The sequence below is a fragment of the Bilophila wadsworthia ATCC 49260 genome, from assembly GCF_000701705.1.
Lineage (GTDB): Bacteria > Desulfobacterota > Desulfovibrionia > Desulfovibrionales > Desulfovibrionaceae > Bilophila > Bilophila wadsworthia.
The window spans coordinates 1-14,138 of sequence record NZ_JNJP01000089.1 but is presented as its reverse complement, the minus strand read 5'-3'; the positions used below and the strand labels follow the sequence as shown (position 1 = coordinate 14,138).

At 60.8% G+C, this 14,138-nt stretch carries 11 protein-coding genes; 5 read left to right on the top strand and 6 right to left on the bottom strand.

All coding sequences use genetic code 11. The features are described from left to right. The first annotated feature begins 153 nt into the window (after positions 1 to 153). The 4 genes from T370_RS0118575 to T370_RS0118560 all read left to right on the top strand — a co-directional run bounded on the left by T370_RS0118575 (position 154) and on the right by T370_RS0118560 (position 5,796). Positions 154 to 2,604 (top strand): mechanosensitive ion channel domain-containing protein, encoded by a 2,451-nt coding sequence (locus tag T370_RS0118575; protein ID WP_034507054.1) that lies wholly within the window; start codon positions 154 to 156, stop codon positions 2,602 to 2,604. Next, positions 2,582 to 3,367 carry a 6-phosphogluconolactonase gene (gene pgl, locus T370_RS0118570; RefSeq protein ID WP_029436629.1) on the top strand — a complete coding sequence of 262 codons (786 nt, stop codon included), beginning with the start codon at positions 2,582 to 2,584 and terminating at the stop codon, positions 3,365 to 3,367. Before T370_RS0118575 ends, pgl begins: the two co-directional genes overlap by 23 nt. A 613-nt stretch (positions 3,368 to 3,980) precedes the next feature. Then, the gene (locus tag T370_RS0118565) at positions 3,981 to 5,072 is read left to right on the top strand and encodes a transglycosylase SLT domain-containing protein (RefSeq protein ID WP_005025045.1); all 1,092 of its coding nucleotides are present in this window, start codon (positions 3,981 to 3,983) and stop codon (positions 5,070 to 5,072) included. Positions 5,073 to 5,277: 205 nt separating this feature from the next. Beyond that, positions 5,278 to 5,796, top strand: coding sequence for an OmpH/Skp family outer membrane protein (locus T370_RS0118560; protein ID WP_029436628.1), 519 nt, complete (start codon positions 5,278 to 5,280; stop codon positions 5,794 to 5,796). A gap of 344 nt (positions 5,797 to 6,140) precedes the next feature. Here T370_RS0118560 and T370_RS0118555 read toward each other — a convergent pair whose 3' ends face one another. From T370_RS0118555 to T370_RS0118530, 6 genes are all read right to left on the bottom strand, one after another. Then, entirely contained in the window at positions 6,141 to 7,184 is a 1,044-nt protein-coding gene (locus tag T370_RS0118555) for a DHH family phosphoesterase (protein WP_051643907.1), read from the bottom strand. Then, complete coding sequence (locus T370_RS0118550; RefSeq protein WP_005025051.1) at positions 7,174 to 7,464, bottom strand: DUF503 domain-containing protein; 291 nt, start codon at positions 7,462 to 7,464, stop codon at positions 7,174 to 7,176. Before T370_RS0118550 ends, T370_RS0118555 begins: the two co-directional genes overlap by 11 nt. A gap of 487 nt (positions 7,465 to 7,951) precedes the next feature. Beyond that, positions 7,952 to 11,029 carry a translation initiation factor IF-2 gene (gene infB, locus T370_RS0118545; RefSeq protein WP_029436626.1) on the bottom strand — a complete coding sequence of 1,026 codons (3,078 nt, stop codon included), beginning with the start codon at positions 11,027 to 11,029 and terminating at the stop codon, positions 7,952 to 7,954. A gap of 3 nt (positions 11,030 to 11,032) precedes the next feature. Continuing rightward, positions 11,033 to 11,227, bottom strand: a complete 195-nt coding sequence (locus T370_RS0118540) for a YlxR family protein (RefSeq protein WP_255344675.1) — start codon at positions 11,225 to 11,227, stop codon at positions 11,033 to 11,035. A 28-nt stretch (positions 11,228 to 11,255) separates the two neighbouring features. Continuing rightward, the gene (gene nusA, locus T370_RS0118535; RefSeq protein ID WP_005025057.1) at positions 11,256 to 12,560 is read right to left on the bottom strand and encodes a transcription termination factor NusA; all 1,305 of its coding nucleotides are present in this window, start codon (positions 12,558 to 12,560) and stop codon (positions 11,256 to 11,258) included. Continuing rightward, entirely contained in the window at positions 12,557 to 13,174 is a 618-nt protein-coding gene (locus T370_RS0118530) for a ribosome assembly cofactor RimP (RefSeq protein ID WP_005025060.1), read from the bottom strand. The genes nusA and T370_RS0118530 overlap by 4 nt, the downstream gene beginning before the upstream one ends. A gap of 296 nt (positions 13,175 to 13,470) precedes the next feature. Between T370_RS0118530 and T370_RS0118525 the strand changes: the two genes are divergently transcribed. Continuing rightward, complete coding sequence (locus T370_RS0118525) at positions 13,471 to 14,058, top strand: DJ-1/PfpI family protein (RefSeq protein ID WP_005025062.1); 588 nt, start codon at positions 13,471 to 13,473, stop codon at positions 14,056 to 14,058. Positions 14,059 to 14,138: the final 80 nt, after the last annotated feature.

Below are 14,138 nucleotides of genomic sequence, written 5' to 3'. Positions count from 1 at the left end.
GAGGGGAGAAGGGGCCTTTCTCCAGAAAGGCCCCTTCTCCCCTCCCCGGTTCTCCTTTCCCTCCCTCACATTCTCAGTGGTTGCCGAGCGGAAGGATCGCGGGGTATGTTCCGGGAACGTCGAACATACTCTAGCCGAACGGAACGCCGCTGTATGAATGCCTCCCGACTTGTTTCCCTGTTTCTTTGCTTGAGTCTTGCCCTGCCTTGCGCGGCCTTTGCGGATACTGCCCCGGCATCCGGACAGAAAACGGATGCGCCCGCGAGCACGCCGAAACCCGTACCCGATCCGACGCAGGATGTCTGGACTACGCTGCTCCAAAACCGGGTGGAGGAGCTCGGGGCCATTGATGCGGAAACCGTGGCCTTGACCAAACGCCTGCCGGATGCCTCCCGCAAGTTGAATGCGGCGCTCAGCGGTATTGAGGAAGAATACCAGCGGCTCATGACGCTTTCCCGCGTGAGCAGGGGGTTGCCGCTAGAACTGTCCGTCGTCCAGCAGCGGCTGGCACGGCTGAACGACAATCTCTCGGATGTGCTGGAACCGCTGGAAGGCACGCTGAACACGCTGAAAAGCCGGCTCAGTGAAATTTCCCTTTTGGAGCAGGACTCCGCCCCCTCGAAGGATGAAACGGACATTTCTCCGGAATTGCAGGCTTTTTTGAGCGATCTTGCGCAGACGCAGGGGCGGCTGAATACGGTTCAGATCCGCATCAGCCGCGTGCTCGCTCCCGCCCGCAAGCTGCAGGAAAACATCACCTCCCTGACCGGGCGGGTTGCCAAGTCCATTCCCGGGTTGTGGCAGGATTATTATCTCCAGCGCTCGGGCAAGATTTACGACGTGGATTCATGGCTTAATATCCAGAAAAGTATCAATGCGTTGCAGGAGACCTTCTCCGTCCGCATGAACGCGGAACTGCCGTGGACCCTCGCCGGGTGGCTCGGCGTCATACTGCGCGCAATCGTGCTTATCCTGCCGCTGCACGGCCTTATTTTCGTGTCGCGCCGCATGTCGAGGAAATGGCCCGAGTCCTTGCGTACGGGCTGGACCAAGATGTGCGGGCACAGCTTCGTGTGGCTGTCCTTTGGCTTCACGTTCCATTTCGCGGCGTGGTCCCCGAGCGGATCGTACCATGTCCTGTCCATCATCGGCACGTTGCTCCTGAGCCTTGGGCAGATGGCGCTTGCATGGGACTTGTATACATTCCAGCGGAGCGATCTCCAATTGCGCTCGCCGCTGTGGCCGTTGTTCACCCCTTTGCTCGGCGGGCTTCTCCTCCTGTTTTTCAATTTGCCCGGCCCGATTCTCGGCGGCATCTGGCTGCTGATGTCGCTCGTCACTCTGTGGCGTGACTACAAGCGCCCTTTGCCGGACATCCCGTTCCCGCTGGTCATCAATCTTTTGAAAGGGCAGGCCGTTATCCTCTGGATCGCCGTGCTCATGACCCTGATTGGATGGGGGAGGCTGTCGATTCTGGTATGCGTGGCGTATGCGGCGGTGGCCGTGTGCGTGCAGCAGGCGGTGGGCTTTATGCGGCTTATGAATGTCATTGCCGAACACATGCCGCAGGAAGGGGTGAAGGCTTTGTTCAGCGGGTTCCTGCTGGCTCTGGCGCTTCCCGCCATGCTCGTGCTGGCGACGGCGGCAACGGGGCTCTGGATTCTGGCCTATCCCGGCGGCGAGTTCCTGCTGACGCACTTGGCGAACATGGACGTGAGCGTGGGCAAGACCTCATTCAGTATGCTTCAGGTGCTGTTTATCGTCAGCGCGTTCTACGTGACCCGCTCTTTCATTTCGGTGGGGAGGTCGTTCATTGCGGATCTGCCCGCGCATTCCATGCGCCTTGACCGCAGCCTTGTGGGGCCGATTCAGGCCGGGTTCACGTATCTCCTGTGGGGGTTGTTCGGTTTATACACCCTGAGCGCGCTTGGGTTCAGCCTGACCAGCATCGCGGTGGTCGCCGGCGGCTTGTCCGTAGGCATCGGCTTTGGCCTCCAGAACATCATCAACAACTTCGTCAGCGGGCTTCTGGTCATCTTCGGGCAGACCCTGCGCGAAGGCGACGTGATTGATGTGGGCGGCGTCAACGGCATTGTCCGGCGCATCAATATCCGGTCCACGCAGGTGGAGACGTTCGACAATGCCGTCATCTTCGTGCCCAACGCGGAATTTCTGTCCGGCAAGCTCACCAACTGGACGCGCAACGGGCGCATGGTCCGGCAGGAGGTCGCTGTGGGCGTGGCCTACGGGTCAGATATCCAGCTTGTCGAGAAGCTGCTCAAACAGGTGGCGAAAGAGCACCAGAAGGTCCTGACCTATCCCGAGCCGGTGGTTCTGTTTAACGATTTCGCGGCCAGTTCGCTGGATTTCCGGCTGCGGTTCTGGGTGGGGGACATCCTGCACGGCAGCGGCATCGCCTCGGACATCCGAAAAGTCATTGACGCAAAGTTCACCGAGGCCAACATTGAAATCTCTTTCCCGCAAATGGATGTGCACCTGCGCGAGAACGAAACCGTGCCCGTGGAATTGCGCAATCCCCGCAAGGTGAAAGAGCCAACCCTACAGCAAGAGGACAAGAGCGATGCTCCAGAGCAAAACGGATAATCCATTGGATGGGCTTCATCTTGAAACGTATGTCCGGGCCGATGCGGACGGCGTGGCGTCATGCGCCGCCGGGTTGCTGGCCGCCCGCTGTGCGGAGGCCGTATCCCGGCGCGGCGTCTTCACGCTGGCCCTGTCCGGAGGCTCCACGCCGTTGACGTTGTTCCGGCTGTTGCGCACGGAGGCGTGGGCGGCGCGGGTCGACTGGGCGCACACCCGCGTTTTTTGGGTGGATGAACGCTGTGTCGCTCCGGATCATCCCGCGAGCAATTACGGTGCGGCCAATCAGGAGCTGCTGGCGCATGTCCCGGCGGCGGAAATCTATCCGATGGACGGCGAAATCGATCCCGGCGAATCAGCCGTGGCCTATGAGGAACTTTTGCGGCAACACGTTCCGGCGGAACAGGGGATGCCTCGTCTTGATTGCGCCCTGCTCGGCATGGGGGACGACGGGCATACCGCTTCGCTGTTCCCCGGCAGCCCGTTGCTGGCGCCCGAGGCGTTGCGTTCGGGCCGCCTGACCGGTTTTGCCGTGGCCGAACATCTGGCCCCCAAGCCGGAGAGCCGTCGCATCACGTTGACGCTGGAGATGATCAACGCGGCCCGCTGCTGCCTGTATTTGGCGACGGGGGAGGGGAAGCGCCCTCCGCTCGGCAAGGCGCTGGATCTGCTGGCGCCTGCCTCTTTGCCCGTGCAGCTCGTGCGGCCGAAGGGTGGCGAGCTGATTTGGGTTATGGACGAAGCCGCTTGCGGTGGACGGCAGTAGAAGGTGGGCTGCGGAAGGGTATTTGCCCGGAAGCCGTAGGGCGGGATCGCTTCCATGTTGTCCCGGATTCTGTGGGACCCATGATAGATTTTATTTAAAGAAAATCATTCTTATTAGTGTATAAAATATTGTACCATTAGAGTGGCAATTTTGTATTAGAGTACAAAAAATGATACAAAAAAGGATTTTTACGCGGTAAAATGAGTCCTCTCCAGCCCTCCCTCCCATGCGTCATGCCTTGGACGTGGGGGGTGGCTTGTCGTGTGCCTCATCCTGTTTATGGGCGCGCTCCGTTTTTAATCCGTGACTTCTCGATGGGGGAAGCCTCGAAAGCGGCATAGCGTCTCACTTCTCGCCTCATAGGACGGAAATGGCTTCCGGCCCCTTTTCCCCACGGAAAAGGGGCTTTTTTTGTGGGGTCCGTTCATGGGCCGCGTGGGGCGCTCAAACCCTCCGGATCCGTTTTTTTCATCTAAGAAGAGCTATGGCACGCTCTTTGCTATACCCTTACGGCGCGCCCTATGAGCTGGAAAGAAGCCTTTTTTCCGGCTGGACCCAAACAGTCGAGGATAGTTTTTCTATGCGTAACCCATTGGCAGGATATGCTGTTTCTGTGACAGGCACGTTGGCCCTGCTTGCCCTTGTGACGGGTTTTGTGCCCGGCGGAAGCAATCAGAGCCTTGAGCCCGTCACCGGAGCGACCAGCCGGGCCAAAGGGGAAAACCCTCTGCCCCGCCCGCTGCTTCATATTCCTGAGCAGTTTCGGGAAGCCATGAAGCAGAATCTCCCTTCAACGCCCTTTGCCGCTTCCGGGGACCGTTTTCCGGTTCTGGAGGTGCAGAGCGATGGTACGGTAACCATGCGCCCGCTGCACGGGAGCATCCCGGTCAAGCTGGAAACGACCAGTACATCCCTTGCGGCGATGCTGACCGCCGCCCCCACGGAACCCCAGCAGGCCGATTTTGTTCCCCGCGCGGAACTGTTTTCGAATATGCCCCGCATCAATCAGGCGGAACCCGCCCATCTCGATGTGCTGGGCAAACAGCTGGATTTTGATGATCTGCCCCTGCGCTGGAACGGCAGCCAGCAGGCTTTCGAGCTGGCCCCTGAAGTCCTTGAGCGTACGGAAAAATTGCTTGGCGACTTGCGGCAGCTTTCCGGTCTGACCGCCTCCATGCGCCGTCAGGCCGAGCAGTACCGCCCGGTCGTGGAGAAGTATGCCGACCGTTACAATCTTTCGCCGGATTTGGTATTTGCGATCATCTACACCGAAAGCGATTTCGACCCTGACCTGATCAGCAACCGCTCGGCGCATGGCCTCATGCAGGTGGTGCCGGACACGGCTGGCGGAGAAGTGCACCGCTGGCTCGGCCGCACCGGCAAGCCATCCCCTTCATTGCTGCTGCATCCCGAGACGAACATCAAGTACGGCACAGCGTACATGTATCTCTTGCAGAACCGGCATCTGAGCGCGATCGCCGATCCCCAATCCAGGGAGTACTGTGCCATCGCCGCCTACAATATCGGTACCGGCGGCATGTTGCGGACGTTCGGCAAGTCGCGTGATGCCGCCTTTGAGGCCATCAATGCCATGACGCCGGAGCAGGTGCGGAACACGCTCCTCAAGAAGCTTTCCTCGCGGGAAACCAAGGCGTTCCTTGCGAAGGTTCTCAAGTCGCGCGAGCGTTTTTCCATGCTGGGCTGAGCGCCCTTTCTTTGCGCAAAGTACGGGCAACTTTTTCCGCCATACCGGAAAGCCGACGGGATCGCCCCGCGATCCCGTCTTTTGTTGTGGATTGTGGCTTGCGGGGAAAAAAGGTAAGATGATCATTTGGACGGGATTTTTCCTGTGGAAAGTCCCCAGTCGCCGGGTTGCGGCGACGTTGAACCTCTTTGCGAATGGAGTTTCCATGCGTACTATCAGCGCTATCGCTCTGTGCCTCATGCTCGTATTTGCGACGACCGGCTGCGCCGCCAGCAAAATCGCCGTGGTCGATCCGGCCCGCCTTTTCCAGGAAAGCGAACCCGGCAAGGCCGGCATCGAACACCTGAAGCAGCTTGAAGCCGCCATGCAGGAACAGCTCAAGACGGCCCAGGGCATGATCGAAAAGGCTCCCAACGATGAAGCCCTCCGCGCCCGTTTCCAGAAGACCTTTGTTGGTTACCAGCAGATCGTCAATGCCGAGCAGCAGAAGGTTGTGCAGCAGATCAACGGCTTGATGCAGAAGACCCTTGAAGACTTCCGCACCAAGAACGGCTACTCGGTCATCATGAACGCCGAAGGCCTCCTCGCGTTCGATCCCAAGTCCGATGTGACCAAGGACGTGATCGCCGAAATGGACAAGACCAAGGTGACCTTCGCGCCCGTCAAGCTGGAACCCATCACCGCCGCTCCGAAGGCTGACGCCAAGCCTGAAGCCAAGAAGTAAATGTGAGAGAACCGGGGGAGGAATAACCCTTCTGGAGAAGGGTTATTCCTCCCCCGGACCCCTTCCTTTCCCAAGGCTTTCGACGGTGGGGAGGCTGCGCGCCAGCGTTCCCTCCGGAATACAAAGGCCCATTCCGATGTTACGGAATGGGCCTTTGCTTATGGGAATGCATTGAGGACAAAGCGTGCTTGCCTGTGTGCGGCTCAATAGTTTGGGAGTTCGCTCACGGCTCGAAAGATCTCAGGGATTCGAACAGGCCGAAAGTATTGGCTAAATGAGGGGAGGGCCCGCATTGGCATGTCTGGGGAGGGAAGTTTGCTTTAGAAAGGTTGCCTCTTCCCTCCTCAACGTTTCTCTTCTTTCCCCGCTCCAAACGTGATGTCTTGAATGGCTTTTATGGTCTGTCTGGTCACGGCGTCCATGTCGGCATCGTCGATGGTGGCTCCCGCGGCGTTGAGATGCCCGCCGCCGCCGAAGAGGGCAGCCACGGAGCGTACGTCATCGCTGCCGGACGAGCGGAGGCTCAGCTTGCAGCGGTTGCCGGGGTCCTGCCGGATGAGCACGGCGACGCGCACGCCCTTGATGCGGCGCATCTGTTCGGCAAAGCCCTCCAGATCCTCGCGCACGGCCCCGAAAGAGCCGATTTCCTCCATCGTGACGGGGCAAACGGCTACCGTGCCGTCACATTCAAGGGAAAGGGTCTGCATGAGCTTGCCCCAGAGCTTCGTCTTGGGCATGGACCATTGGTTGTCGAGCTTTTCGCGCATGGCGGCGGCGTCAAGGCCGTTGGCGACGAGGCGGGCGGCAAGCGTGAAGACCGCCGCACTGGTGTTGCCGTGCGTGAAGGAACCCGTGTCGGAGACGAGGGAGAGGTAGACGCACTGGGCCAGTTCCCCGGTGAGGGGCACGCCAGCGGCGTCGGCGACGGCGGCCACCATCTGGCCCGTGGCGGCCATGCCGGGGTCCACCCAGTTCCCGAGGGAGGCGAACATGGGATTGCCGAGGTGGTGGTCAATATTGACGGAAGGATACTCGGGAAAGACCGCGAGCAGTTCCTTGCCCATGCGCCAGGCGTCGCCGCAGTCCAGCACGATGATCAGGCCGGGCTTGAAGGGGATGGCGGAGGGCTTGGTGACGAGCTTTCCGGGCAGGGGGACCCACTCCAGATAGTCGGGGATGCCGGTGGCATTATAGAGTACGAACCGCTTGCCGAGCGCCTTGACCAAGGAGCCCATGGCTCCGGTGGCTCCGATGGCGTCCCCGTCGGGGCTGCCGTGCGCCACGATGACGATGTTGTCGAATTGCTGGATGATCGCCGCCATTTCCTCGGCGGGCTGGATGATATGGGCCGTCTGCATGTCTTGTTCGTACACTGTATCAATCCCCATTGATGAATTCCAGGTCACTGTAAACCATCTCTTCGGAACACACGGCCTCCATCATGGCGAGGCATTTGTCCATCCGCGATTGCAGGTGCTGCTCGCTGTTGCTCAGGGAAATGACCATCAGCCGGAGACGGGTCAGGGAATCCTCCGTGCCGTATTCGGCGATGGCGACGTTGAACGTGTTGCGCACCTTCTGCTTGAGGCTGTTGGCGACACGGCGCTTTCCCTTGAGGGAGTCGTTGCCGTGCAGGTGGTACTCGACGGTAAGGACTGCGATGACCATGATTCAATCCGTTGGTAAAATCGTTCTGTGCTACCTTTCTGGAATAATGGAACCACGCAGAAACGCAAGCCCTTTGAGGAGGATTTCTCATTGAGAAGATGCTCGGGGGGGAACCTTTCTGGAGAAAGGCCCCGCCCCCTCCGCCCCCAGAGGTTTTTGACGTTATCGAATCCCTGTTCGTAGCTTTTTCTGGTTTGAGGAGCCGAGAGGGGCTTTTCCGCATGACGCCCGTTTGATGCGTTTCTTGCATGTAACAGGCTGCATGTTACAGAAAAAGCCTGTCCATTTTGTGAAGATATATATCGACTTTGAATCATCCAACCAAAGGAAGGGGCGCCGATCGGCCCGTTACTGAGAACAAAGCCGGAACCGACGCCCGCATACGAAAGTCTTTGGAGAGGGAGAGGGGAGGTTTGAAGGGGGAGGGAGAAGCCTTTCTTCAGAAAGTTTCTCCCTTCCCCCCTCCAATTTCATCTATTCCATGCCACTACAGCGTAGCGGCTTCTTCGACCATTTCGAAGGCTTCGATAACATCGCCGACCTTGATGTCGTTGAAGTTTTCGAGGCTGATGCCGCACTCGTAGCCCTTGAGGACTTCGCGGACGTCGTCCTTGAAGCGGCGGAGCGAGGCAATCTTGCCGTTGTGCACGACCACGCCGTCGCGGAGCAGACGGACGCTGGCATTACGGGTGAGCTTGCCGTCGACGACATGGCTGCCCGCGATGGAGCCGACCTTCGGCACGGAGAAGACTTCGCGCACTTCGGCCTGGCCGAGGTACACCTCGCGGCTGACGGGAGCGAGCAGACCGGCCATGGCGCTCTTGATTTCGTCCACGAGCTTGTAAATGATGTCGTAGAAACGGATGTCCACGCTTTCGTGTTCGGCCATTTCCTTGACTTTCGCCGTGGGACGCACGTTGAACCCGATGATGATGGCGTCGGAAGCCGAAGCCAGCAGGATGTCGGATTCCGTGATCGCGCCGGTGCCGCCGTGGATGATGTTGATGCGGACCTTTTCCGTGCTCTGCTTGTTGAGGGCATCCACGATGGCTTCGAGGGAGCCCTGCACGTCGGACTTGACGACGAGGTTGAGCACGAGCGCTTCCTGATCGTCCGCCTTGCGGGACAGGAAGGTTTCGAGGGTCACGCGGGACTGCTTGGCGAGTTCGCGTTCACGCAGCTTGACGGCGCGGCTTTCCGCGATGCGGCGGGCCAGCTTTTCGTCCTCAAGGCAGATGAACTCCTCACCGGCTTCCGGCACGCCTTCAAAGCCCTGCACTTCCACAGGAATGGACGGCCCGGCCTCTTTGACCTTGCGGCCCTGGTCGTTGAACATGGCGCGCACGCGGCCGCTGAACACGCCGCACACGAAAGTGTCGCCCTGATGGAGCGTGCCTTCCTGGATGAGCACGGTCGCCACGGGGCCGCGGCCCTTGTCGAGCTTGGCTTCCACGATGTGGCCGCGAGCCGGCTTGTCAGGGTTGGCCGTGAGTTCGAGGATGTCGGCCTGGAGGGCCAGCATTTCGAGCATTTCGTCGAGGCCTTCGCGGGTCTTGGCGGAAACCTTACAGACCACGGTGTCCCCGCCCCAGTCTTCGGGCACGAGGCCGAGGGAGGCGAGTTCCTGAAGCACGCGGTCAGGGTTGGCCGTGGGCTTGTCCATCTTGTTGACCGCAACCATGATCGGCACGCCGGCGGCGCGGGAGTGGTTCACGGCTTCGCGGGTCTGTTCCATGACGCCGTCGTCGGCGGCGACGACCAGCACCACAAGGTCGGTCACCTGCGCGCCGCGGGCACGCATGGCGGTGAACGCTTCGTGGCCGGGCGTGTCGAGGAACACGATTTCGCCGCGCTTGGTCTTCACGTGGTACGCGCCGATGTGCTGCGTGATGCCGCCCGCTTCGCCGCTGGTCACGTTGGTCTTGCGGATGGCGTCGAGCAGCGAGGTCTTGCCGTGGTCGACGTGGCCCATGATGGTCACGACCGGAGGACGGCGCTTGAGCTGCTCAGGCGAATCTTCGGTGCGGTGATCGGCCAAATACTGTTCTTCGGCGAAGCCCACCTTTTCCACTTCATAGCCGAATTCGGCGGCTACGACGGATGCCGTGTCGATGTCCAGCGCCTTGTTGATGGTCGCCATGATGCCGAGGTTGAACAGCACCTTGATGATTTCATTGGACTTCAGGCCCATCTGGTGAGCCATGTCGGCCACCCGGATGGCTTCTTCGATGCGGATCTTGCGCTTGACGGCCTTGAGGGGCTGGGTGGCCTGAGAAACAACGCGGCTGGCCTTGGGCCGTCTGCGTCCGCCTCTGCGCGGCACATCATCCATATCATCGCTGCGGCGGCGCCCGTTGTTCGCGGTGTCCTGAAAATCGACGGTACGGCGGGCGGTCTTGTTGCGTTTTTTCTTGCTCTGGCCGTCACGGTCCGGGAGCGGGCCGCCGGGCGTGGCACCGGGAGTGAAGTTTCCGGGAGCTCCGCCGCCGGCAGGGCGCGGGCCCTGATAGCCGGTGCGGGCCGGGCGGTTGTCGTCACGCCCCTGTCCGGGGCGCCCATCACGCGGCTGTCCGGGGCGTCCGTCCCGTGCCTGACCGTCGCGTCCGGCATTGCGGTTGTCGCGCCCGTCGGATTGGGCGGCCTGCTGCGTACGTGCGGCGGCTACGGCCGCGGGGTCGGGGCGGGAAATAACACGGACCTGCGGCGTGGCCGGTTCCTGGGGACGGCGTGGTTTGCGACGATCGCGGCGATCGTCGTCCTCGCCATCGGAAGAGCTGGAACGGTTGCCTTCGGAGACCGGAGGCAGCAGCGAAGGCGCGGAGGAGCCTTCGGGCCGCGCGGAGGCGGCGGGTTGCGCCTTGCGGGGCTTTTCGGCTTCTTCAGTTTTCTTTGCGGCGGCAGCGGCTTCGGCGGCAGCCTTCGCGGCAGCGGCTGCTGCTTCGGCGGCGACCTTTGCAGCGGCTTCCTCAGCGGCCTTTGCGGCGGCGATGTCCTGAGGACGGCTGATCACCTTGGCGACCGGGGCGGCTTCACGCAGCCCGGAGCGCTTTTTCTGCCGGTTGTCGCGCGGCTGGCGCGGCTTCTGGTCGTCGGCCTTGTCGGCTTCGGCAACCGGAGCGGGCTTTTCCTCGGCGGCATCCTTCACCGGTTCCTGCACGGAAACTTCCGGAGCGGCCGGCGCTTCGGGTTCCGCAGACGGGACGGGTGCGGCGTCCTGTGCCTCGGACGCGCCGGGCACGCTGACAATGCGGGCCGTGGGCGTGTGGTTTTCACGCGGGGCCCTGCGTTCCGCGCGGGGCGCTTCTTCGCCTTCGGCCGCAACGTCCTCGGTGGACTGGCGGCGGCGACGGACAATGACGCCGGGCTGTACTTCGCGGCGGTCGCCCTGTTCGGACGTGGCGGAGTCTTTCAGATGGTTCTTCACGCGATCGATGTCCTCCGCAGCAATGTTGCTGGAAGTGCTTTTCGCCGGAATATCCAGCTCACGCAACGCCTGCAAAAGATTCTTGGTCGGTACGCCAAGTTCTGTCGCAAGGTCTTTCACCTTGGTCTTGTCTTCAGTCATGCACTAATCTCCCTTACGCTTCCGCCCGCCTGTGCGGAACCGCCGGAATTTTTCCCGGCAGGCCGTTTCCGAGCATACATACCAGCCGCGTCCGGGCTGGGTTTGGCTCTCATCGACCAGAAATTCCCCCCCCTGCGGGGACAGAACGTGGCGCACGAGCTCCTGTTTGGGCATGCGCCTTCTGCATATGGCGCACATCCGGGTGGGCACATGCCCCCGGTCCATGCTATTCGTCTTCCCCGGCCGCCGTTTCGTCGGCCTTGTCCGCATCGGCATCGGCCTTGTCAGCCGATTCGCCCACTACGGGAGAGAGGAAGTTGATAGCCGCACGCAAATCGCCGATACGGCTGTCCGAGAGGCTGAGCTTTTCGGACAGTTCTTCATCGGTCGCATCCTGGAGCTGTTCCAGCGTGGTGAATCCGGCGCTCACGAGGCTGTCCACGGAGACTTCGGCCACACTGGCGACCTGCTCGAGCCCGCGGCCGATGGCGTTGGTTTCGTTGTAGCGGGTTTCAGTGAAAATATCGATTTTCCAGCCAAGCAGCTTGGCGGCGAGCTTGACGTTCTGCCCCTTGCGGCCGATGGCGCTGGTGAGCTGATCGTCAGGCACGGTGACTTCGAGGAGGTTTTCGGCCTCATCGACCACAATGCGGGAAATCACGGCCGGAGCCAGCGCGTTGCGGGCATAGGTCGAAATTTCGGGGCTCCAGACCACAATGTCGATGCGTTCGCCGTGGAGTTCCTGCACGATGTTCTGGATGCGGGAACCGCGCACGCCAACGCAGGCGCCCACGGGATCGACGTCGCGTTCACGGGAGAGCACGGCGACTTTGGCGCGGCTGCCCGGATCGCGGGCGACGCCCATGATCTGCACGGTGCCGTCGTCGACTTCCGGCACTTCGCGGCGGAAGAGGGCGGCGGTGTAGTCGCGGTGCGAACGCGAAATGACGATCTGCGGGCCGCGGCCTTCTTTCTTGACCTCGATGATCAGGGCCTGCACGCGATCGCCGCGCTTGTAATGCTCGCGGGGGATCTGCTCTTCCTTGGGAAGGATGGCTTCGGTCCGGCCGAGGTTGATGATCCAGCCGCCCTTGTCGCGGCGCTGAATGATGCCGCTGCAGATTTCGCCCACGCGGTCCTTGAACTCTTCATAGATGAGTTCCTGTTCGGCGTCGCGCATACGCTGGATGATCACCTGCTTGGCGGACTGGGCCGCGATGCGCCCGAGGTCGGTCACCTTGAGGGGGAAGCCGATTTCGTCGTCGAGCTGCACGGAAGGATCGAGTTCGCGGGCCTTTTCGATGTCGATTTCGGTATCGGGATCGGCCACGTCGTCAACGACGATCTTGAACTGGTGGACCTGGATTTCCCCGGTGTCGTCGTTGTAGCTGACTTCGACGTCGATGTTCTCGCCGTATTTGCGGATAACGGAAGTGCGGACGGCGTCCTCAAGCGTATCCACGAGCATGTCGCGATCGAGCCCTTTGTCTTTGCTGATCTGGTCGATGGCCTTTTTCAGTTCCAAATTCATGCAGCGCCTCCGCGTGTACCCTTGGAATCTTTGGAGTCTTTCTTGCCGCCGAGCTTCTTGCCCGGTTCGGGGAAATGGTGGACGAGGGTCGCCTTGCGCACAAAGGGCCAGGCGATGGTGACTTCTTCAGGCTCTTCGGCCTTCCGGCTGGTGTCGGGCAGGCTGAGCGTGAATTCCTCGTCGGCGACGGCAGCGAGGACTCCGGAAAATTTCTTGCGCCCCGGCCAGGTATCAAGCGGTGCCGCAAGCACGACTTCCAGTTCGCGTCCTACGTAATTTCTCAACTGGTCGATTTTGAAGAAGGGGCGCTGGAGCCCCGGAGAGGAAATTTCGAGCGTCCAGTTGGTGGCGAAGGGGTCTTCCACGTCGAGGGCGAGACCCGCGAGCCGCGACAGTTCCGCGCACTGATCGATGGTGACGCCCTGCGGGAGCAGATCGTCGTCGGAGGCCTTTTCGGAAGGGGCGGGTTCGGCGCCGGGAAGGACGTCGACGTAAATCCGGGCGATGGGGCGGGCGGCGCCGCCCAGTTCAACGCCCCAGACAGCCAGTCCGAGGGAAGCCGCCAGAGGGGTGACCAGTTCGGTGATGAATTCGATTCTATCGGGTTGACTCATGCGTCTTGATGTTCTCCGTATTGCCCCATTCTTAGGTATAAAAAAGGGGCTCGGCATAAAAAAAAGGGGGCCGTCTCAGGCCACCCCAGTAGGACCGCTCAGTCGCGGTCAGACAGGATGAGAAGAAAAAGTCGCCTCTTTCTTCCGCAGGAGTTCAAATAGCCTCTCTTTTTCCCGCTGTCAAGAGAAATCGGTATTTATCCTTGCGCACCGGGGATTTTGGATGCTTTATCCTTGCGTGTTCGCGTATGCCCGATGTAGAATCGCTTATAAAACCGAACCAAGGAGCAAACGATATGGCAAAAAAGAAAATACTGATGCTGGCTGGTGACTTTGTTGAGGATTACGAGATCATGGTCCCGTATCAGATGCTTCTGATGGTGGGTCACGATGTCGATGTGGTCAGCCCCGGCAAGAAGCCGGGCGACGTCATCGCCACCGCCGTGCACGATTTTGAGGGGCATCAGACCTATACGGAAAAACGCGGCCACAATTTTATGATCAACGCCGATTTCGACGCTGTGGATTGCGCCGCCTATGACGGGCTCGTCGTGCCCGGCGGTCGTTCTCCCGAGTATCTGCGCCTGAATCCGCGCGTCATTGAGATCATCCGTGAGATGGACGGGGCCAAGAAGCCCATTGCGGCGATTTGCCACGGCCAGCAGATGCTGGTTTCCGCCGGTATCCTCAAGGGGCGTTCCTGCACGGCCTATCCCGCCGTGAAGCCCGATGTGGTGGACGCCGGAGGCGTCTGGTGCGAGCCCAACGCGACAGCGACCAACGCCTTTGTCGACGGGAACCTCGTCACCGGCCCGGCGTGGCCCGCGCATCCCGAGTGGATGGCTCTTTATCTCAAGCTCCTCGGCACGAAGATCGAGGCGTAGCGGTCTCGTAGCGAGGTGAATTGGAGGGGGGCGGGAGAACCTTTCTGGAGAAAGGCTTCTCCCGCCCCCCTCCAAACCTC